Here is a 20641-nt window from a genome sequence, read left to right on the forward strand (position 1 = left end):
TGTTATTCCTTTTGAAAAAATGAATCGTAGACCGCTTGGTAGTTCGCCACCATCGCCGCTAAGGAAAAGTGTTCCTGTACCCGCTGATACCCTTGCCGCCCCTGTTCGTGGCGCATCTGACCATCGTGGCTATAGGCCAGCAAATGCGCCGCCATCACCTCGGCATTGTTAGCGGGAGTCAAGCGGCCAGTCACACCGTCCACCACCAATTCGGGGTTGCCGCCGACCGCCGTCGCCAGTACCGGCAACCCGCTGGCCATCGCCTCCAAAATGGTGTTGGAAATACCCTCGGCTTGCGAAGGCAAAACAAAGACATCCAAGCGGCGGTTAATCTCGGCGACATCGTCACGCGCCCCCGGCAACCACGCTTGCCCGGCTACCCCCGCCGCTTCTAACAAGGCCACCGCCTCTGCCCGCAACGGCCCGTCGCCGATAATGACCAACCTTAAATGGCGGCTATCGGCTTCGGCACCTTGGCAGGCCAAGATAAACGCTTTCACTAACGTAATCTGGTCTTTCACGCCGTGCATACGGCCAATCGTGCCAATCACCAATTCGTCGTCAGTCAACGCAAACGGGCAACCGTCCAGAGTTTGCCTAGCTCCCGTGCGCGGGTAAAAAATGCGGGTGTCGACACCGTTGATAATACGGCGGATTTTGCGTGGGGTGACATGAACTTTATCTAGCAAATAGCTTTCCAAATGCCGCGATAAGGGGATGAAATGGTGAATAAAACGCTTTAATACCCTTCTAACCCATTGATATTTGACATTCGTGCCATTCGGATCGAACACATCCCAACCATGTTCGCCGTGGACACGCCCAGGCACACCGGCGCAAAAAGCGGCAATCTGGTATTCAATCGCCGCCAAGTTGCGGGTATGCACAATACTGGGCTGGAGTTTTTTCAGCAAACGGTACAGGGCGACAAAAGAGTGCCAATCTTGACCCTCGCGTTTGTGCAACTCATACACGGCGACATCAGCGCGGGTCAAACGTAACTTAAAGTCGGTGCTGTCTTTCAGGCAGACAATAGCATGGCGGTAAGCCTCGGGCGGCATGGCATTAATCAGGTTAACCAAGCCATTTTCTAAGCCGCCTACGCCTAAACGGTAAATGATATGGACGATTAAAGGGGGTTGCGGCATGGCTTACTCCTGGATGAGCGCGGCAAGTTTATGGACATTTTGCTGCCAACTGAAATGGGCGACGACAAACTCGCGGTTAACCAAAGCGGGAGCGGTGACAGGCACTTGTAAATAACCGCTAAGCTGAGCCAGCATCTGCCCGGCATCCTCACTGACCGCCACCTCGGCATCGCTAGGATACGGAATGCCTTCCATCGCCGCATGACTGGCGACCACCACCTTCGCCATCGCCATCGCCTCCAACACCTTATTTTGGATACCACGGGCAATACGCAGCGGGGCGACGGCCAGCCGCGCATAGGCCACATAAGGCCGCACGTCATCAACCCGTCCGGTCACGATAATGGCAGGGTTATTGGCCAATTCCAGCACTGCTTTGCTGGGCTTACTGCCGACAATATAAAACACCACTTGCGGGTATCGGGCTTGCAAGCGCGGGAACACCTGTTCGGCAAACCAGACCACGGCATCGACATTCGCCCAATAATCCATCGCCCCAGTAAACACCAGCACTTGCGCGTCAGCCTGATACGGCGACACCGCGCCATGCTGTGGCGCAAAATAGCCGGTATCGACCCCATTATTGACAAAACCCACCTTCTCGGCAACTTCCGGTGCCAAGGCCTTAAACAAAGCCGCCTCCTGCTCGGACACCAGCAAGCAGGCTTTCGCCACAGCGGCTATGCGCCGCTCATAAGCCAGCAAATATCTCGCCTCACGCCGATAAATCCACCGCGCCACACCGTGTTTTTTTTCCGCATATTGCCGCCACTTGTCGGAATCGACATCGACCAAATCCACCACCATTTCCACGCCATGCTCAGGCCGGATATACATCGCCATTACCGAGGAAAAAATCAGCACTTTCTTAATGGCATGGGATTTAATCACCGCATCGACCCACGCCTGCATCGCGGCATTACGGTAATACGGCAAACTTAACGCTTCCCCCGTCACCAAGCCTTGCAAGCTTTTGATTTTCGCAGGTAAAGGTTGCAAGCCCTGATAACAGGTTTCGGCACACAAGGCATCGACCATTGGGGTATATTGCCAATCGTGCGGGTCATCAATGAATGTCCCCAGATAGACCGTAAACTCAGCCACCAAATGGCTTAAAAAATGGTAGGAACGGATTTTGTCGCCCTTATTGGGCGGATAAGGGATACGGTGGGCCAAAAACAGCAAATTGTCCATCGCCCTACCCTAAATCTCTCGATAACCACGGCCCTAGCATTTGGCTGACAGGTAACGGCAGGCGTTTCCAAGCGGCAATAAAAAACTGGTATTTGGGGTTCAGCGGGTTAATGTCCGGCAATTCGGTCGCTTTCACCAGAAAAAATTCATAAAACAACGGTTCAGGCGTAAAACCCCAGTTTTTCTTAAAACTGTAAGATCCGGTGCCGATTTTACTGCGCCCATAATCAAAAATTTTTACGCCTTTTTCGACCGCCCGGCGCATGACTTCCCAATACATAAAATCATTGCCTTTCAGATCCCGTGCTAAGGCCGTACCGCCGCCATAGTACGGCAATACCTCATCGCGGAAATAAAAATTCATCACACTGGCAATCAGCTTACCGTCATGCTCAATGCTCAACACCTCGCATTGCGCACCGAACACTTGCTTTAAGGTACGGAAATACTTCTTTGAAAACACGGGCGTGCCTAAATTCCTGACGCTTTCCGAATACGCCAGATGCAAGCGTTCGACATCCTCGTCTATGGTGCTGGTCAGACCCGCTTCTATGCCTTTTCTGACCACCGCCCGCTGTTTGCGGGGAATCGCCAACATGTTTTTCTCTACGTCCGGGTCTAAAGCCTTACGGAAGGTGACATACAAGTCTTTATAAGGCCGCTCAGGATGCTTACGTTCACGGTGGCGCATTTCTAAGGCATCCACCCCCAACTGCTGCGCCAAGCGGCAAGCTTCGGCATCTAAGGCCGCATAATCGGCCGGGTCAGTGGCAATAATGCCGCCATAGACACAAAAAGCCGTAGAGACCAAGCTATTGCCAAACAACAAGCTATTAACATGCACCAACGGCAAAATGGCGGTGATTGCCCCGGCGTTTTCGGTATACAAAAAATACGTTTTATGACCAAAAGCCTGTTCGATCACCGTTTTCCAACCGGACAAATGAAAAAACGTCGCCTCAGGATGCTGATTGACAAACGCATCCCAACGGGCAAAATTGGCGGCATCTAAAGTGTGTATCATCGTACTGGCCTGCTTCATAAAAACACCTTCGCCATTGTATCCCATTCAAAATCGCGTAACAGTTGCTTGATACGGTCTTCCATACGCTGAAGGTTAAGATAATGGCGGGTGCGGGTTTTGAGGTTTAAGCCGGATTGGCGCGGTTGCTCCGGGTCGATTTCCCAGGGATGGAAATAAAAAATAGCCGCTTGCTGTTCCGCTTGGTTAACCCGTCGGAACGCCCATTTTGATACGGCATAAGGATAAAACCGAAAAAACCCACCGCCACCGCACGGCAGGTTTTTCGCACCGATTTTTAACGTGGTGATAGGGATTTCCTTAAAATCAGGATGCCCGGCAAGCGGCTCATACCGAAAACGCGGCGCGTCAGGCATCCCATAAAGATCATGCTTGACCGGATAAATGCTCGAACTGTAAGCAAAGCCTTCTTCCTGCAAAATGTCCAGCGCCCACAAATTACTGGCATTGATCGAATAACTGGCGGCACGGTAACCCTGTACCGCCACCCCACCCAGATCCTCCAATATCAATTTGGTTTTGGCGACATCGGCACGGAACTGGGCGGGTGTTTGCTCGGTGACACGGATATGTTCGTAACCGTGGCACGCCAGCTCATGACCTTCGGCGACGATACGCTTAACCAAATCGGGATAACGCTCGGCAACCCAGCCGAGGGTAAAAAAAGTCGCCTTAACGCCGTGGGCGGCAAATAAGTCTAACACCCGATGGGTATTGTTAGCGACCCGGTGCGGCAGCGCATCCCATTGGTTTTTAGCAATATAGGGTTCAAAAGCGGAGACCTGGAAGTAATCTTCCACATCGACAGTCATAGCGTTTTTAAGGGTCACAATCATTACCGTTGCAGTTTTAAAAGGATTGGTGCGGTGTAAAAAGCGGTGGCTACTCCTCTGGTAGGGGCTGGTAAGCCGCCAGCACCTTATGCAGATCAGCAAGTAGGTTCTCCAAGCGGGCGACCCGCGCCTCCAAGCTGCCCGCAATAGCGGCGTTGACGTTGGCTGGAAGCGCTCCCACCTCCCCATCATCCAGTTCTTCTTCGGCAATGTCAGCCAGTACCGTTTGCACCACAGCCTGGTCAATCACCTGTAATTCATCAAGAAAACCCAGCATCATGATACGCTCACAGAGGGTATTGATTTTTCTTGGGATACCCTTAGAATGCGCAAATATCTCCTCAAAAGCAACATCGGAAAAATGCGGCGACTGTTGCCAACCCGCCCGTTTTAACCGGAACAGAATGTAATTTTTCACCTGCTCTTCATCCAGCGGCTTAAGCTGATAAGTCGCCACCACCCGCTGCCGGAACTGCTCCATATCGGATTGGGCCAAGGTTTTATTAAACTGGTTTTGCCCTAGCAAGAACAACTGCAACAAGGTTTTGCCGCCCCGTTCAAAATTTGCCAACATACGCAATTCTTCCAAGGAATTTTTCGGCAAATTTTGCGCCTCGTCAACAATCAGCAGCACCCGCTTGCCTTGTGCGGCCTCAGCGGCAAAAAACTGCTCCAATTTACCCAACAACGTGGCTTTATCATCTTCTTGATAAGACAAATTTAAGGCTGCCGCCACCACTTTCAGTATATCTTCTGCCCCTACCTGAGCCGAGACAATAACGCCATAAGTGACTTTTTGCGGATTAATACTGCCCAGCAACTGCTTTATCAGCATGGTTTTACCTGTCCCCGGCGTTCCGGTAATGACAATAAAGCCTTCCCCTTGGGTCAAACCATAACGCATATAGGCCAACGCCCTTTTATGCACTTCGCTTTTAAAAAAAAAGTCGTTATCCGAATTGAGCTGGAACGGTTTTCTGGTTAATTTATAAAATCCGTCATACATGGTCAGAATCTCATAAACAAACTGGCTGTCGCGCGGTTTTCTTGAAAGTTATTGGTGTTGAGCGCCGAGGATTGGTCAATATGGCGAAATTCGATCCGGCTATTAATGCGCTGGCTCAGTGCCCGGTTTACGCCCACGGCAAAATCATAACGGTTATCCCGTTGCGCCACGCCGCCCCGCTCAATTAACTGCCAACCAGGACTAGCGTAAAGACTGGTTTTAGGCCCGAACTGCCAATTCCAACCCGCATTGAGTGCCGTGACATCTTCCTTATTGCCGATGGTTTGGTAGCTCCGTATTTGGTCGGAACCACTGGCAAAAATAGTGCTTTTACCTGTCCTGAACGATACCGATAACGCCCAGGTCTGGGTAACAATCACTTGGTCAGTGAGCGTCGGCAAATTGATGATAAATTGCTGCAACTGTTGCACTAACGGGTCGGGATTAAGGTCAACAGTGACCAACTGGGGCTGCAACAACAAGGCCTGAGTGGTCGTAGTGGCATTATTATGGGTTAACGACCAATTACTGCGTTGGGTACGGTAATTGAGGGCGGTTTGCCACGTTTGGCCTGCATTAAGGCCAATTGCATTGTCCCTAAACGTCGTGACCCAGCTTAACCGCTGCGTCGGGTTTAAGCTTAAGGTGACGTAAGCGTTATTGCCGTAACCGGCCTCAAGGCTATAATGCCGGCTGGGGAACCACTGCGCCCCGGCGGTATAAAACACCCCATTGGTCGTGCCGGTGTTGGCACTTTGGAAGCTATTGTTGCTCTGACCCGTTTGGACAAACAGATTAAAATAACGGTTCAAATGGGTCCGTAGCGTCAGGCTGGAACTTTGGAAACTGACATTGTTGCCGGTCACCCGCTCATTATCCAGATTATTAAACGCCAAATTCCAGCTTATCCGCTTGAATGCCGTGCCGCTGTTTATTTGGATATTTTCCCCATAGTTTACTGTATCGGACAGCGCCGCCGTCGAAGTGCCTGAGCTTGCCGTTCCGACATCGGTAGTGACGGTGCTGAGATTGAGGCCGACCGTGCCCGATGCATAATGGCCAAAATGCGGTGTCCACGTCGGCGCAATATTAAAGGTGTTGACGTTAGCCCGACTACCGCCTCCCGATATATTATCAGCCGCTATGCGGGCATTACTGACATTTTGCTGGCTGATAGAACTGCTGGCATTAACAAAAAACCTATTGGGTATAAAGGTATGATTGGCGTTAAACTGTAATTGGTTAAACGTCGTCACATCATTATTGCCCGCCGCATTATATAAATTTTGCAAGCGATAATTAAGGTTAAGCAAATCGCGGCCCGACTGCCTGGACACATAAAGCCCAGGACTAACGTCACTGACAAAAGCCCCCGTTTCCGAACCCGGCTTTGCTAGCGTGACGTTATCAGAATAAATTTCTTGGGCCTGTAAGGTTGGGTAAGCCGTCCAATTGGCTGCGTAGGCAAGGTTACAAAAAGCGCAGGGCAACCATGCTATCCATCGGGCAGTCCTGACTGCATTAGGGAGGGGTTTAGGCAAAGTGTTGCAGTCGCTTAACAGCTTGCTAAGCGGTGCTCCATAAGCTTGGTAAGGCTGGACGGATGCGGGGATAAACCGTCGCTTAAGGCGCAGGACACCCACAAGCCATGCCCCTCCTTGCTTGACAAAATAGGCATTCATCACCTAAGCGGAACCACTAACTGCCAGAATTATTAGGGCCAGCAGAACCGCCTGGGCCGCTCGTGTAACTATTCGTAGCGTATTGGCCATAGCCATAACCATAATAATAGCCATCACTCAAGCTGATTAAGGTTTTGTTAAACACCAATAACACCACATCGCAGGCGGAAAGCTTATTGACCGACTCCAACACCATGCTTTGGAAAGTCTTCTCGGCCTCCACCACCAACACCACCTGCCCGACCAGTTTCGCCAACACCTCGCCTTGGGTTGCCGCTAACAGTGGCGGCGAATCGAAGATAACGATACGGTCAGGGTAACGGTTACTCAGCTCTTCGGCAAACAAAACCATCTTATTGCTGGACAATAACTCGGTCGAATATTTATGCAGCTTACCCGCCGGAATGATGCGCAAGCCCGGCATATTCGTTAACAATTCAATATCCGAATAGGCGATATTTTCGTTTTCCAGATAATCGATCAAGCCTAACCTAGACGGCGAATTAATCCCTAAGGTTTTCGATACCGATGGCCGGGCGACATCCGCGTCAATTAACAAAACTTTTTTATCGCGCTCGTTCGCGATACTCAAAGCCAAGTTAATCGCGGTAAAGGTTTTGCCTTCGCCCGGCACACTGCTGGTCACCAAAATTAAATTAGACCGGGCAATACCGACACTGCCCGCACCAAACGCATTGTAAACCAGAGGGCGTTTGATATTACGGTATTCTTCTATGGTTTTGGTGTTGACATCGCTGGGGGTAACAAAGCCCATTTCCGCCAATCTTACCCAATCAATTTCAACCCGCTCCTGAGTCCCCTTAAAGCTTTCCCTTTTTCTAAATCCTAAATCATTGCTGGTGGACATCGGCTTATCCGGCGGCATATCGGCATTTCCGTAAGCGACAGGCTGGACATCCGCCGACAAATCGGCGGCAGCATCAGACCCGCTCTCCTGTTGGTCGGCTTTGTTTAGCGCTTTTTCAATAATACTCATTACATAATCCCTAGCAAATTTTTAGATGATATGCTGCAACATGCTGACCACACGAGACATATCAATATGCAAAATATCAATCATCATAAAACAGATATAAACGACCACTAACCCGAAAGTCGAAAAACTGTATCTGAACAACTCCTTCTTATTTTTTTTGTTTTCCCGCTCGCTCAGCTTCATCGACACACTGCCCAAAACCGGCAAGCCTGTCAATGTCCTCAGCTGTGCCGTCGTCATTACTGAAGGCCTGACGATATAAATCAACAGGGCTAGCCCGAAACCTACCCCTAAGCCCACCACAAAAACCACCGAATGCATGATAGGCCGTGGCAACGATGAAGGCGTTAAAGGCTTATCAGGCGCGTCGGCAATCTTAAATTTTAACGATTCCGCTTGGTCATCGACCTTTTTAGATAAACTGGCCTGCTCGCGGCTAGACAGCAATTGGTCATAGTTTTTCTTAATTTCCGTATAATCACGGTTTAGATTTTGCATTTCCGTATCCACCGAGAGCCGGGTATTCCACTCGCTTTGCATCAATTCCAAGCGCTTTTCCAAAATATTGACCCGTGACTGGATGGAAGCGACATTCGCTTCGGCTTCATTCAAGGCAATTTTTATGGATTGGGTATAAGGGTTGGTCATCACCGAACTGTCAAGCCCACCCGCCTGGCTCTGCTTGGCTTTCTTTGCGGCATTAATTTTTGCCAAATCTTTAATGGTTTTTTCCAAATGCACCACTTCAGGATGGTTAGGCGTATATTTAATCAACAAATCGTCACGGCGTATCTTAAGCTCGGCGATTTTTTCATCTTCTACCGTCGATTGCTGCCCTGCCAAATCGCCCCATTCATCGTCACCCGCCACCAAGGCTTCGTCCAATTGGACTTTTAAGGCCTGTTTTCTTGAATTGGCTTCATCTAAGGTGAGCTTCGCCTCTTCCAAGGCCACGGTGAGAGCGTGCATTTGCTCCACTTGGTTACTGCCTTGATTGGGCAACATCCCCAAATTAGAACGCATAAAATTTTCTTTTGCCTTTTCGGCATTACGCAGGCGGGCCTCATATTCCTGAATCTGCCGGTCTATAAAATGGTGGGCAGTGTCCGCCCCAGCAATCGTAGAAATTTGTGTCTGTTCAGAAAACACCGTCAAAACCGCCTGCACGACACTTTTTGCCAAGTCCGGGCTGTAAGTCTCATATTTTATGGTAAAAATATCGTCGCCAACCGCACTGATCTTAATGCTTTTCTTCAGCTTCTCGATCAACTCTTCCTGATCGCGGGGGGTTTTCACCTGTTTTTCCAAATCTGATAAATGGATGATCTGCTCGACATTACTTTTAGTGAACATCAACTGCTGCATAACCCGCAGCAACGTCCTGACATCCGACTCGACCGTCATGCCCCGCATCAACGGCCTCAGCATAGTGGCTGTCTCGACATGCACCTTGGCTTCGGACGTATAGAGCCTGGGCATGGCCAAAACCACTAACCAGCCCACCATACAGATGATCCATGCCAAAATAATGGCCATCCATTTATATCTTAAGGTTCCTCTTAAATAGAAAAGGAGTTCTGTCAATTGCTGCTGCATAGTTTTTTTTACTAAGAATGTTACTGGAGAAGATAGCCTTAGGCCGTTAAAAAAATGCCTCAGGGATAATAACAATATCGCCCGGCAAAATCTTTACGTTCGCCGACAAATCGGCATCTTCAATCAGATCGTCAATCCTGATCCCAAACTGCTGCATGTCACCATTAATATTGCGGATGATGCTGGCCCTGTTGCCGTCGGCATATTGGCCTAGCCCACCGACCTGAATCATCAAATCCAATAAAGTCATATCTTTTTTATAGGGGAAAGCGCGGGCAGAAAAACGTGATCCGCCACCCGCACCACCGCTGGCACCGATACCGGACGAACCGCTTAAACCGCCGCCGCTACTGATGCCTCCCCCACTAGAACCGCTACCGATACCGCCGCTGCTGCCGCCGCTGCCGCCAGAGCCGCCGCTTAATTGTCCGATGATACGCACTTGTTGGCTATAAACACCTTGAAAACCGCTGACCATAATCACCACCTGCGGGTCACGGACATACTTTGCCAAGGATTTTTCCATCACACGGGCAAGCTGGGAGGGCGTTTTGCCGCTGGCGGTAAGGTCTTCAGCCAAAGGTATGGTGATTTTACCGTCAGGCCTGACAGTCGCCGTCGTTGATATGTCAGGGTTGCCCCACACATAAATGTTGATGCTGTCTCCTGGGCCGATGATGTAAGTATAATCGGAAGGAATCGCGGCATCATCATCCTGCGCCAATTGCGGTAGATGCCCGCAAGCCGACAATAAAAGCACACACAGGGGTAGTAGCCATGTTCGGGTCTGTAAAAAAAACACCTTTCGCCTCATAATGCAAAAAACTCAATAATTATACGTTGCCAGCACAGCACCTTTATAGCCGCCATAAGGAGATGTTCGGGGGAATTGCCGCCCTATCCAACTTCGCCTTAACATCAATCACCACACCGGTTTGCCCTGCTAATAGCCCGGAGATATACGCCCAATCCTTAGCCATAAAATACTGGTGCGGAACCACCAATAAGACGGCGTGAGCCGGCTTTAAGCCGCTTTCATCGGCAACCACCGCAACGCCATACTCTTCCATAATCTCATGGGCATCCGCCATAGGGTCAAAAATCTGCACCTCAATGCCGTAATCCTGCAATTCCCTAATAATATCAATAGCACGGGTGTTTCTGATATCGGGGACATTTTCTTTAAAGGTAAAGCCCAATACTGTGACAATACTGCCTTTGACACAACGCCCCGACTTAATCAGTTCTTTTACCGTCTGACTGGCGATAAAGCCGCCCATACTATCATTAATGCTGCGTCCTGATAAAATCACCTGCGGCGTATAGCCTAAGGTAGCCGCCTTGTAAGTCAAATAATAAGGGTCGACACCAATGCAATGCCCCCCCACTAAGCCGGGTTCAAAGGGCAAAAAATTCCATTTTGACGCCGCCGCCGCCAGCACATCTTTCGTGTCGATGCCCATTTTGTTAAAGATCAGCGCCAATTCATTCATCAAGGAAATGTTCAAATCCCGTTGGGTGTTTTCAATAACCTTGGCCGCTTCCGCGACTTTAATCGTCGTGGCCTTATGCACACCGGCGGTGACCACCGACTCATAAACAGCGGCCACTATCGCCAGCGTTGCCGGACTGTCACCTGCCACCACTTTCGTAATGGTTTTAAAGGTATGCACCTTGTCGCCCGGATTAATGCGTTCAGGCGAATAGCCTACGGCAAAGTCAGTTCCCCAGCGCAAACCCGATTCCCGCTCCAAAACCGGAATACAATCTTCTTCAGTCGCGCCGGGATAGACCGTGGACTCATAGACCACAATATCGCCTTTTTTAAGTTGCTGGCCAACGGTTTTTGAGGCGCTCAACATAGGCGACAAATCCGGCTGTTTAGCCTGGTTGACCGGAGTGGGCACGGCAATGATATGAAAATCCGCTTTTTTTAAGTCATTCGCATCACAGGTAAATAAAATATCGGTGGTAGCCAATTCGGCGGCGGCCACTTCATGGGTGCGTTCTATCCCTTGCCGCAACTCATTAATGCGGACGGCATTAATGTCGAAACCTATCACCTGCTGGCTTTTGCCAAACTCAACGGCCACCGGCAAACCGACGTACCCTAGGCCTATCACCGAAATTTTTCTGCCATGCGCATTCATCAGCTAATCCTATAGAAGTCTTTATACCACTCAACAAAATTGCGTATCCCGTCTTCCAACAACGTTGCGGGCTTATAATCCAAATCCTGCACCAGATCGGTAACATCGGCATAAGTATCCGGCACATCGCCTGGCTGTAAGGGCAACAGATTTTTGATTGCCGTCTTACCCAAGCATTTTTCCAGCGTTTCAATAAAGGTCAATAATTGCACCGGATTATTGTTGCCGATATTATACACACGGTAGGGTGCCGTACTCGTGCCCGGATCAGGGTCTTGGCCTGACCAGTGCGGATTGGCTTGCGCCGGCCGGTCAATAACCCGGATAACCCCTTCGACAATGTCGTCAATATAAGTAAAATCGCGGCGGTGGTTGCCATAATTGAAGACATCGATCGGCTTGCCTTCCAACAGGCTGCGGGTAAACAAAAACAGCGACATGTCAGGCCTGCCCCATGGCCCATAAACGGTAAAAAACCGCAGCCCCGTCGTCGGCAACCGATACAGATGGCTATAAGTATGCGCCATCAGTTCATTGGCTTTTTTGCTTGCGGCATAAAGGGAAACCGGATGGTCGATATTATGGTGGATGGAAAACGGCATATTGGTGTTTGCCCCATACACTGAACTGGACGAAGCGTAAGCCAAATGCTCCACCTGATGATGCCGACAGCCTTCCAGCACATTCATAAAGCCGACAATATTGGCATCAATATAAGCATGGGGATTCGTCAACGAATACCTCACGCCCGCTTGGGCGGCCAAGTGCATGACCCGTTGGAATTTTTCTTTGGCAAACAACGCCTCCATCCCTGCCCTATCGGCAATATCCAGTTTGATAAACGTGAAATTGCTATGGGCTTGCAAGCGCTCCAAACGTGCCAGCTTTAAATTGACATCATAATAATCATTAAGATTATCAATACCCACCACTTCGTCACCGCGTGCCAACAACCTCAAGCCCAACGTGGAGCCTATAAATCCTGCCACACCTGTTACCAGTATTTTCAAAATGATCTCCTAATCAATCCGTACTACAATAAATAAAATCCCGGCGATGCCGTTCACACCAAGATAAACGGGCACACAAGAGCAAGCGACCGCCACACGGATAATCCGCCCGCCGCCCGCCTAATGTGCAGTCTTAGCGATCTCGGCCAACAACGCCTCGGCGGCTTTTTTATCAGGGAAGTTACCTTTGGTTTTTGCCAATTCCAAAGCTTGCTTCAATTCCGAAATGGCTAAACTGACATTACCATTTTTATGGTAAGCAACCCCTAAATGGTAGCGGAAAGTCGGCACATCGGGTACTGCCGACACTATCTGGTTAAGCAGATTCAGACCTTCAGTAACTTTATCTTGCTTAATCAATATCCACGCGTAGGTATCTTTAAAATAAGCTTGCTCGGAATCTTTAAACGTCTCAGCCAAACGTGCGGCTTTATCCAAATTGGCCTTATCGCTATCATTATCGCTCAGAATAGAGGCAAGATTATTAATCGCCACATCCAAACGCGGATTTTTTTCCAACAACTGCTCATAAAGCTTAGCCGCCGAGTCATGCCGGTTATTGCTCTCATACAAGGAAGCCAATGCCAATGACAGTTCGACACTTTCGGCATTCTTTTTCAGACCGTCTTCATAAACTGCGATAGCCCCCTGATTATTATTTTCAGCCAATTTTATATTCGCCAACATGGCATACAATTTGGGAATATTAGGGTCTTTATCAATCAGATCCTTAACGAGTGCTGTCGCTTTAGCGAAATTTTTATCCAAACCATACAATTCAGCCAATAAGATCCCCGCCGCTAGGTTTTTGGGATTTTTCGCAAGCACCCCGTCTAAGTAAGCAATCATTTCAGGGCGTTTTTTCAAGGCTTCATAGCTGCGCCCTAAACTGATCAAGGCATCACTATTTTCGGGGTACTTAGCCAACAGTTCTTTATAAATACCAATCGCCTTAGGATAATCCGCTTGGCCTTGATAGACTTGCCCCAACAAAAACGCCGCCAAATCTTTAGATAAGGGATTAACGACGTTATTAATTTGTTGGACAATCAGCTTGGCTTCTTCCCAATTATGTTCCGATAAATTAATCTTACCCAGCTTTTCCAGCAACACCAGATTATCCGGTTTGAATTTCAGGGCTTTTTTCAAGATATCTTTCGCATACTTAACATCATTCGTCGCCAGCGCCTTATCATAAACATAGACTAAGGCTTCGAAATTTGCCGGATTCAATTCCAAGGCTTTGGCAAAATCCTTATCCGCTTCGGATTTATTGCCTTTAATAAGATGGGCTTGCCCCAATAAATACAACACTTCGTCGGAATTAGGCTTGGCAAAAGCCAGCTTATTGAGCATATCAATCGCTTCATCCGTCAATTGTTTGGCAATATACCAGCGTGCGCGTAAGATTTTGGCATTATCGTAATCTGGTTTAGCTTCCAAAATTTCGTCGATGATTTTATTGGCGGCATCGTAATCCTTATCGTCGAGCACGTTTTTTGCCAGCATGGTTTTTGCGGCAAAACCGACCTTACTGTCTTTTTCTGACGCGATCACTTGGTTCAACACCTTATTGGCTTCCGCATAATTCTTCCGCGAAGCCATCCAATTGGCAAAATCCAGCAAGACTTTAGGCTGATCTTTTGCTTGCGCGATAAATTGGTGAAATTCAGCCATCGCCTTTTCTTGGGAAATTTGCGCCAAAAAATCCAGCAACAACACTTTAGGGCGGATATCATCAGGCATTTGGCCAATTAACTGACGGATTAACGCCTCCGCCTCCTGTTTCTTCTCAGTCTGCGTATAGATTTTAGCCAACATCACTTTAAAATCTTTATTATCAGGGAATAAGGTGATTAAATTTTTATAGTCGGCAATCACCGCGTCCGTATCTTTGGCTTTAGTATGGATTTGGATTTTAAATAAATAAATGGCGATACTTTTCGGATCCGCCTTAATCGCTTGGTTGATCAATTCAAGGGCGGTATGCAAATCCCCCTTCTCCATAAACAGCAATGATTTTAGCGATAAAGCCTCGGCATTGGCCGGCTCTTTCGCCAAAATGGCCTCTAACAACGCCAACGCCTCCGCAGGCTTTTTTTGGCTGATAAAAGCCGAGGCCTTTAAGGTTTGCGCTTTCACATCTTGCGCATTCTCTTGCAAAATGTAATCGGCCTGTTCTTGCGCCCTGACAGGCTCGCCCAATAGCAACAGCACATTACCCAGCTTAATCCGTGCCTCCCAATGCTTAGGGGCCAACTCAACCGCTTTGACAAGATTTTCCTTCATGGACTTATACTGTTGGTTTTTTTCATCCAACAAAGCCAAATAATAATAGGTTTGGGCCGTATCTTTATCCGATTGGCTGGAGGTTTCCAACTCCAGCTTAGCCTTGTCATATTCGCCCTTATTGAGATACTCGATGCCTTTTTGCAAATGCTCTTTACCATCTTCCTTCTTGTCACATCCCTGCGCCAATAATAAGGCAACAAAAATAGCACTGGCTATCAGCGTTTTTCTACTACCGTGACGAATATCGTTCATTTTACTAACCTACCATAATGTTATTTGTAATCCGGTTTCGGCAGGCTATTATGCCTTGCCGCCTTAATATGTGCTGTATAAAACAAATTCTAACAGAGTTTGTAGGCCGACCTTACATCTTATCCCTAAACCTAATCGCGTAAAATACGTTTTCCTCGGATATTTACCGTCAAAAGCCACCGTTTTAAGCCCCATTTAACCACAAAGCACCCGGGCGGCATGACGCTTTATCCATCCCCCCATCTTTCTTAGTGATAAAAACATTTTTCAAACAAAAACTACCGTTATTTAAACAGGTTTAGCCTTAAGGCAAAGCCATAGGCAAAAATAGGCGGGGCGGTAACAAATCCCACAAGCCATATAGTTTGGCCTATTGCAAAAATGTAGCGCCATTTTAACCAAAAATCCTATCAGATGGGTAAGACAAACAATAAAAAAGCCCAATAAAGGGCTTTTTTATGCGTTAAACCATCTGAATTTTAATAGAGCATCCCTATTGGTAGTTCTCCAACAAGGCCTTAGCGATCATTTGTTGCTCCGGCGTACCTTTTTCCAACACCTCAAGGGCAATCTCCATGGCAGCATCATTATCACCCATATCAATATAGGCCATCGCCAAGTCTAACTTGGTTTCCATTTCGTCCATTTCGGACAGATTGGCAACCCCAAAGCTTTCAATACGTTGCTGATCACTAATCCCCAACGAAGGCTTATTAAAGTCTAAATTGATGCTTAACGATTCATCCTGAAACAAGGCTGGCTGAGGGGGCTCCGGCACCAGCGGCTCATCAATTGAGAACTCCAGTGTCCGGTAACTTTCCTCAAAGCTTTCGGCACGGCTAGGTTGTAAGGTTTCAAACGTAATACCGCTATTATCGCCTTTTATACTGGTTTCTATAGAACTGAAATCAAAATCCAAACTCGAAAAATCATCGGTATCGGTTTTTTCGGCAATCTTAGTTTCGGTGGCTGGACTTTTTACCGATGGCGCCGGGGTAAAGTCGAAACTTTCAAATTCATCGGCCAGATTCTCGGCCGCAGGGGCTTCGGGTTCTTTGGCAACCGCATCTTGGGCAGGCACATTAAATGACAAGGCGGTAAAATCAAAATCGAGACTGTCATTATTGGCTTTGGCCTCTTCTTCCGGTTCTGGCCCCTTAACCGGCGCAAGCGATTTACTGATATCACTGTCAAGATCAAACAAAGGATTGGCCGTATTGCTTTCCTCATCACTGTAGAACAGCTCTTCAAATGAAGTCAGGTCAAAATCCATTTCATCGGACTTACTGTCCGCCACTTGAGTAAAGACCTGCTCGTCGCTAACAGCGGCCATCTTTTTCGATTCGGCCACCGCCGTTTCCGGCCCGGCAAAAAACATCGAATCGGGACAGATTTCACTACCCATTTCGGTGACTTTACTCCAGAACGCGGGTTCGTCTATTTTGCCCTCATTAACAAGCTCCCCGGTGTATTTCTCAAACGCCGCCCGATCTTCATGGGCATAAAAAATCTCCAGTAACTTCAGCTTAAATTCATCACGGCTAGGCTGCTCATCAATGGCATGGCGCATCAGCTCTTCGGCCTGCTGGTAACGCCCATAGGCCAAATAGACATCCGCTTCGGAAATGGGGTCAATTTCCGCTTGATCCATATCGAAAACATCAAATTCGCCGCTATTAAAATCGCTGACAAAAAGATTGTCCGACATATCGCCACTATCGCTGATGTTTTGCTCATCATCGGCGAATAAAGTAGGGTCTTGTTTCGGACGCTTTGATATGCCCGTCACATCAAACAAATCTTGATTATCCGTTTGTCGGCGGCGCAACCAAAACCAAGCCGCAAGCCCCAACGCACTAAGCCCCAGCATACCGATGCCTAAATACATCCAAAGCGGTGTGCTTTGCTCAGGCACTTGGACTGGCGCGACCCGGCGTACAGGCGGCTTCACCGGCGCAGTTTTGGGCGGCTCGACCGCCTTATTGGGGACTGCCCCCGGCGGTGGGGTGGGCGTAACATTGGCAACAGGCGCCGGTGTTGGGGCCGGCTTAGGCTCCGCAGATGTAACGGGCGGGATGTTCGCAGGCGTAACCGTTGGCGGCGTCACAACCGCTGGCGGCGCAGTTGTGGCCGGTGCAGGAGCCTCAGGCACTTGCGTACGGCTCTGCAAGGCGGCAAGCTGCTCGTCTTTCAAGGCTATCTGCGCCTGCATAGCCGCTATTTGCTTTTCTAGCAGGTCGAGTTTTGCCGCTATCGCCGCATCCGCCGAACCTTGGTCAGCAGTATTCGGACGGGCATTTGCCCCCTTATCCGCATTGCCTGCCGTTTGGCCGGCTGGCGGGACAGACGCATTTTGCCCTACCGAGTCTTGGGCGGGTGCGCTCAACGTCAGTTGGTTACTGGCGGCTTCAGCTTCGGCTATCTCACTTGCGCTCACACGCGGCACCGAAGAAGGGCTTCGCCAAGCCTCCATCTGCCGATTGAACTCATCCAAAGCATCCGCTTGGGAAAGTTTTAGAACCTCTTCACGGCTCGGTATGGTTAAGGTCTTGCCATTTGCCAAAGCGTTTATATTGGCTTTATAAAAAGCCCCCGGATTAGCCTCGTACAACGCTACCATCATTTGTTCAACAGAAGCCCCTGTCTCCCTACTCAAGCCTTCGGCAATCTTCCATAAATTATCATGTCGCCCCACCGGCCCATAACGTCCGCCATTACCGCTGGCGGTCACTCTTGGCCGGGACTTGCGTGGCCGCTGCTGGACAGCCGGCGGCTGTTCTTGCCGCCTATATTGCTGGGACGGTGCATAGCTTGCCGCCGCTTGCGTCAGCGGTGTGGCCGCGTGGGCATATTCCGCCGGCGGATCAACCAAAACCGTAAATTCACGGAACAATTCGCCTTTAGGCCAACTGACCTGCAACAAGAAATCCAAGAAAGGTTCTTTTAAAGCCTCGCGTGAAGCAACTTTAATAACCACCCGGTTACCGTCAGTAACAATAGTCTGAAATTTCAGCTTGGATAAGAAATAACTCCAAGGTATGCCCGTTTCATCAAATTTATCAGGAGGCGCCAAAGCAACCTTAATATCGCTGGCTTTCTCGCCTGCGGATAAGACCAACGCAATCTCAGCATCCAAATTTTGATTAAGGGCTGAGTGCAATTTAATCTCTCCTATCCCCAAGGGATAGGCACTAGCCGGCAGCAAAAACGATACGACCGCTAAAGTTTTAGTTAAATTACGCACACCGCTCTCCTTCAAAATAGTTATCACAGTCTCTTACCATGAACAGTCAAATGTTAAACTAATCTTAGACTAGATGTGAATTTTTACCAGCACTTCGGCAATTTGTATACTATTTAACGCCGCACCCTTGCGGACATTATCGCCCACCACCCATAAATCCAGCCCTTTAGGGTGGGAAATATCTTCCCTGATACGCCCGACAAACACGTCATCATGACCTGAAGAATCGGTTACCGCAGTCGGATAAGCGCCGTCCGCACGCCCGTCAATAACCGTCACCCCAGGGGCTTTTAACAACAAAGCCCGCGCTGTGGCAGCATCGATTTTATCGCGCGTTTCAATATGCACCGCTTCGGAATGGCCATAAAAAACCGGCACCCGCACCGCTGTGGCATTCACTTTAATGTTAGGGTCGCCCAGTATTTTTTGGGTTTCCCAGACCATTTTCATTTCTTCTTTGGTATAACCGTTGTCAAGAAACACGTCAATCTGCGGCAAGACATTAAAAGCGATTTGTTTAGGGTAAACCCGGCTGTTGATCGGCTGCATATTCAGCAAAGCCAAGGTTTGTTTGGCCAGTTCCTCAATCGCCTCTTTACCCGTACCTGAAACGGCCTGATAAGTGCAGACGTTGATGCGCTCAATGCCCACGGCATCATAAATGGGCTTTAAAGCCACCAACATTTGAATAGTCGAGCAATTGGGGTTAGCGATGATGCCGCGATTTTTATAATCGGCGACCTTTTCGGGATTAACCTCAGGCACTACCAAAGGGATATCGTCATCATAACGAAACTGTGAAGTATTATCTATAACGATACAGCCCGCCGCCGCCGCTTTGGGGGCATATTCGGCCGACACCGCCGCACCTGGCGAAAACAGGCCAATTTGCGCCTTAGAAAAATCAAATGTCGCCAAATCTTGCACCGGCAAAGAACTGCCTTTAAACGGGATACGTTTACCGACCGAATTGCTGCTCGCTAGCGCGTAAACCTCGCCGACCGGAAAGTTACGTTCTTCCAAAATAGCCAACATGGCTTCGCCGACCGCTCCGGTCGCGCCCACTACGGCAACATTATACAGTTTGGTCATTAGACACCCTCTTGTAAAGCAGAAATGACGGCATCACCCATAGCGCAAGTGCTGACTTTTTGCATACCGTCGGAATAAATGTCAGCGGTGCGGATATTAGCGTTTAAGGCCGCATTAACCGCTTGTTCGATACGCCCTGCCGCATCACTACGGTTGAAAGTATACCGTAACATCATCGCCACCGATAAAATGGTTGCCAACGGATTAGCGATACCTTTACCCGCGATATCCGGCGCAGAACCATGAATAGGCTCATACATACCTTTATTGGCGGCATCTAAAGAAGCCGAAGGTAACATGCCGATAGAACCGGTCAACATGGCCGATATATCAGAAAGAATATCACCAAACATATTAGAGGTCACTAACACATCAAATTGTTTTGGCGCACGCACCAGCTGCATCGCGGCATTATCGACATACAGATGGCTAAGCCCGACTTCAGGATAATACTGCTTGCCGATTTCCGTCACCACCTGCCGCCATAACTCGGTGCATTCCAAAACATTGGCCTTATCGACCGAACAAAGCCGGCCCTGTCTTTTTTGCGCAGTTTGAAAAGCGACATGGGCAATGCGGCGGATCTCCGACTCACTATACACTAAAGTGTTGTAGCCTTGCTTCTCGCCATTTTCCAGTAACCTGACCCCACGCGGCTGGCCAAAATAAATGCCTCCAGTCAATTCGCGGATAATCATAATATCCAAACCGGCGACCACTTCAGGCTTGAGCGTGGAAGCCGCGGCTAATTGCGGGTATAAAATAGCCGGGCGCAAATTCGCGAACAGCTGCAATTCCGAACGCAATCCCAACAAACCTTTTTCAGGGCGCACGGCAATGTCCAACGACTCCCATTTATAGCCGCCGACCGCCCCCAATAAAATAGCGTCCGCCTGTTTTGCTAACGCCAAGGTTTGTTCAGGAAACGGCGTGCCATGCGCGTCATACGCCGCCCCACCGATCAGTCCATACTCAAACTCCAAGCCTAACGCCATATCGGCATTTAAAAAGTCCAACACCTTAACCGCTTCGGCAACGATTTCTGTCCCTATGCCATCACCCGGCAATATTGCAATCTTATTTGTCATATCTATCCATTATTT

Annotated in this window: 15 protein-coding genes; all 15 read right to left on the bottom strand. The window is 48.9% G+C overall.

Features of this window, described 5'->3' with window-relative positions; all coding sequences use genetic code 11:
• Nucleotides 1-2: 2 nt before the first annotated feature.
• The 15 genes from CEK71_RS02485 to leuB all read right to left on the bottom strand — a co-directional run bounded on the left by CEK71_RS02485 (nucleotide 3) and on the right by leuB (nucleotide 20626).
• Nucleotides 3-1148 (bottom strand): TIGR03088 family PEP-CTERM/XrtA system glycosyltransferase, encoded by a 1146-nt coding sequence (locus CEK71_RS02485; RefSeq protein WP_088617904.1) that lies wholly within the window; start codon nucleotides 1146-1148, stop codon nucleotides 3-5.
• 3 nt (nucleotides 1149-1151) lie between these two features.
• Entirely contained in the window at nucleotides 1152-2342 is a 1191-nt protein-coding gene (locus CEK71_RS02490; RefSeq protein WP_088617905.1) for a TIGR03087 family PEP-CTERM/XrtA system glycosyltransferase, read from the bottom strand.
• A gap of 4 nt (nucleotides 2343-2346) precedes the next feature.
• Nucleotides 2347-3384 carry a FemAB family XrtA/PEP-CTERM system-associated protein gene (locus CEK71_RS02495; protein WP_232463747.1) on the bottom strand — a complete coding sequence of 346 codons (1038 nt, stop codon included), beginning with the start codon at nucleotides 3382-3384 and terminating at the stop codon, nucleotides 2347-2349.
• Nucleotides 3381-4220 (bottom strand): XrtA system polysaccharide deacetylase, encoded by an 840-nt coding sequence (locus tag CEK71_RS02500; RefSeq protein ID WP_088617906.1) that lies wholly within the window; start codon nucleotides 4218-4220, stop codon nucleotides 3381-3383. The genes CEK71_RS02495 and CEK71_RS02500 overlap by 4 nt, the downstream gene beginning before the upstream one ends.
• A gap of 46 nt (nucleotides 4221-4266) precedes the next feature.
• Complete coding sequence (locus CEK71_RS02505; protein WP_088617907.1) at nucleotides 4267-5223, bottom strand: XrtA/PEP-CTERM system-associated ATPase; 957 nt, start codon at nucleotides 5221-5223, stop codon at nucleotides 4267-4269.
• Nucleotides 5224-5225: 2 nt separating this feature from the next.
• Nucleotides 5226-6764 carry a TIGR03016 family PEP-CTERM system-associated outer membrane protein gene (locus tag CEK71_RS02510; protein WP_232463748.1) on the bottom strand — a complete coding sequence of 513 codons (1539 nt, stop codon included), beginning with the start codon at nucleotides 6762-6764 and terminating at the stop codon, nucleotides 5226-5228.
• A gap of 157 nt (nucleotides 6765-6921) precedes the next feature.
• The gene (locus CEK71_RS02515; protein WP_088617909.1) at nucleotides 6922-7902 is read right to left on the bottom strand and encodes an XrtA-associated tyrosine autokinase; all 981 of its coding nucleotides are present in this window, start codon (nucleotides 7900-7902) and stop codon (nucleotides 6922-6924) included.
• A gap of 21 nt (nucleotides 7903-7923) precedes the next feature.
• Complete coding sequence (locus CEK71_RS02520) at nucleotides 7924-9498, bottom strand: XrtA system polysaccharide chain length determinant (RefSeq protein WP_088617910.1); 1575 nt, start codon at nucleotides 9496-9498, stop codon at nucleotides 7924-7926.
• Between the two features lie 46 nt (nucleotides 9499-9544).
• Nucleotides 9545-10300 carry a polysaccharide export protein gene (locus CEK71_RS02525; RefSeq protein WP_232463750.1) on the bottom strand — a complete coding sequence of 252 codons (756 nt, stop codon included), beginning with the start codon at nucleotides 10298-10300 and terminating at the stop codon, nucleotides 9545-9547.
• Between the two features lie 55 nt (nucleotides 10301-10355).
• Nucleotides 10356-11648 carry a nucleotide sugar dehydrogenase gene (locus CEK71_RS02530; protein WP_088617912.1) on the bottom strand — a complete coding sequence of 431 codons (1293 nt, stop codon included), beginning with the start codon at nucleotides 11646-11648 and terminating at the stop codon, nucleotides 10356-10358.
• Complete coding sequence (locus tag CEK71_RS02535) at nucleotides 11648-12658, bottom strand: NAD-dependent epimerase (protein WP_088617913.1); 1011 nt, start codon at nucleotides 12656-12658, stop codon at nucleotides 11648-11650. Before CEK71_RS02535 ends, CEK71_RS02530 begins: the two co-directional genes overlap by 1 nt.
• 120 nt (nucleotides 12659-12778) lie before the next feature.
• Complete coding sequence (locus CEK71_RS02540) at nucleotides 12779-15202, bottom strand: tetratricopeptide repeat protein (RefSeq protein WP_088617914.1); 2424 nt, start codon at nucleotides 15200-15202, stop codon at nucleotides 12779-12781.
• Nucleotides 15203-15695: 493 nt separating this feature from the next.
• On the bottom strand, nucleotides 15696-18446 hold the full coding sequence (locus tag CEK71_RS02545; protein WP_198328439.1) for a FimV/HubP family polar landmark protein: 2751 nt from the start codon (nucleotides 18444-18446) through the stop codon (nucleotides 15696-15698).
• A gap of 69 nt (nucleotides 18447-18515) precedes the next feature.
• Entirely contained in the window at nucleotides 18516-19538 is a 1023-nt protein-coding gene (locus tag CEK71_RS02550) for an aspartate-semialdehyde dehydrogenase (protein ID WP_088617916.1), read from the bottom strand.
• Nucleotides 19538-20626 (bottom strand): 3-isopropylmalate dehydrogenase, encoded by a 1089-nt coding sequence (leuB, locus tag CEK71_RS02555; RefSeq protein WP_088617917.1) that lies wholly within the window; start codon nucleotides 20624-20626, stop codon nucleotides 19538-19540. The genes CEK71_RS02550 and leuB overlap by 1 nt, the downstream gene beginning before the upstream one ends.
• Nucleotides 20627-20641: the final 15 nt, after the last annotated feature.

Origin of the sequence: Methylovulum psychrotolerans (genome assembly GCF_002209385.1) — a bacterium.
Classification (GTDB): Bacteria; Pseudomonadota; Gammaproteobacteria; order Methylococcales; family Methylomonadaceae; genus Methylovulum; species Methylovulum psychrotolerans.

Coding starts and splice junctions, on each gene's coding strand:
- CEK71_RS02530 (WP_088617912.1), bottom strand. CDS start 11,648: ATGAATGCGCATGGCAGAAAAATTTCGGTGATAGGCCTAGGGTACGTC.
- CEK71_RS02520 (WP_088617910.1), bottom strand. CDS start 9,498: ATGCAGCAGCAATTGACAGAACTCCTTTTCTATTTAAGAGGAACCTTA.
- CEK71_RS02500 (WP_088617906.1), bottom strand. CDS start 4,220: ATGATTGTGACCCTTAAAAACGCTATGACTGTCGATGTGGAAGATTAC.
- CEK71_RS02495 (WP_232463747.1), bottom strand. CDS start 3,384: ATGAAGCAGGCCAGTACGATGATACACACTTTAGATGCCGCCAATTTT.
- CEK71_RS02515 (WP_088617909.1), bottom strand. CDS start 7,902: ATGAGTATTATTGAAAAAGCGCTAAACAAAGCCGACCAACAGGAGAGC.
- CEK71_RS02550 (WP_088617916.1), bottom strand. CDS start 19,538: ATGACCAAACTGTATAATGTTGCCGTAGTGGGCGCGACCGGAGCGGTC.
- CEK71_RS02490 (WP_088617905.1), bottom strand. CDS start 2,342: ATGGACAATTTGCTGTTTTTGGCCCACCGTATCCCTTATCCGCCCAAT.
- CEK71_RS02485 (WP_088617904.1), bottom strand. CDS start 1,148: ATGCCGCAACCCCCTTTAATCGTCCATATCATTTACCGTTTAGGCGTA.
- leuB (WP_088617917.1), bottom strand. CDS start 20,626: ATGACAAATAAGATTGCAATATTGCCGGGTGATGGCATAGGGACAGAA.
- CEK71_RS02540 (WP_088617914.1), bottom strand. CDS start 15,202: ATGAACGATATTCGTCACGGTAGTAGAAAAACGCTGATAGCCAGTGCT.
- CEK71_RS02505 (WP_088617907.1), bottom strand. CDS start 5,223: ATGTATGACGGATTTTATAAATTAACCAGAAAACCGTTCCAGCTCAAT.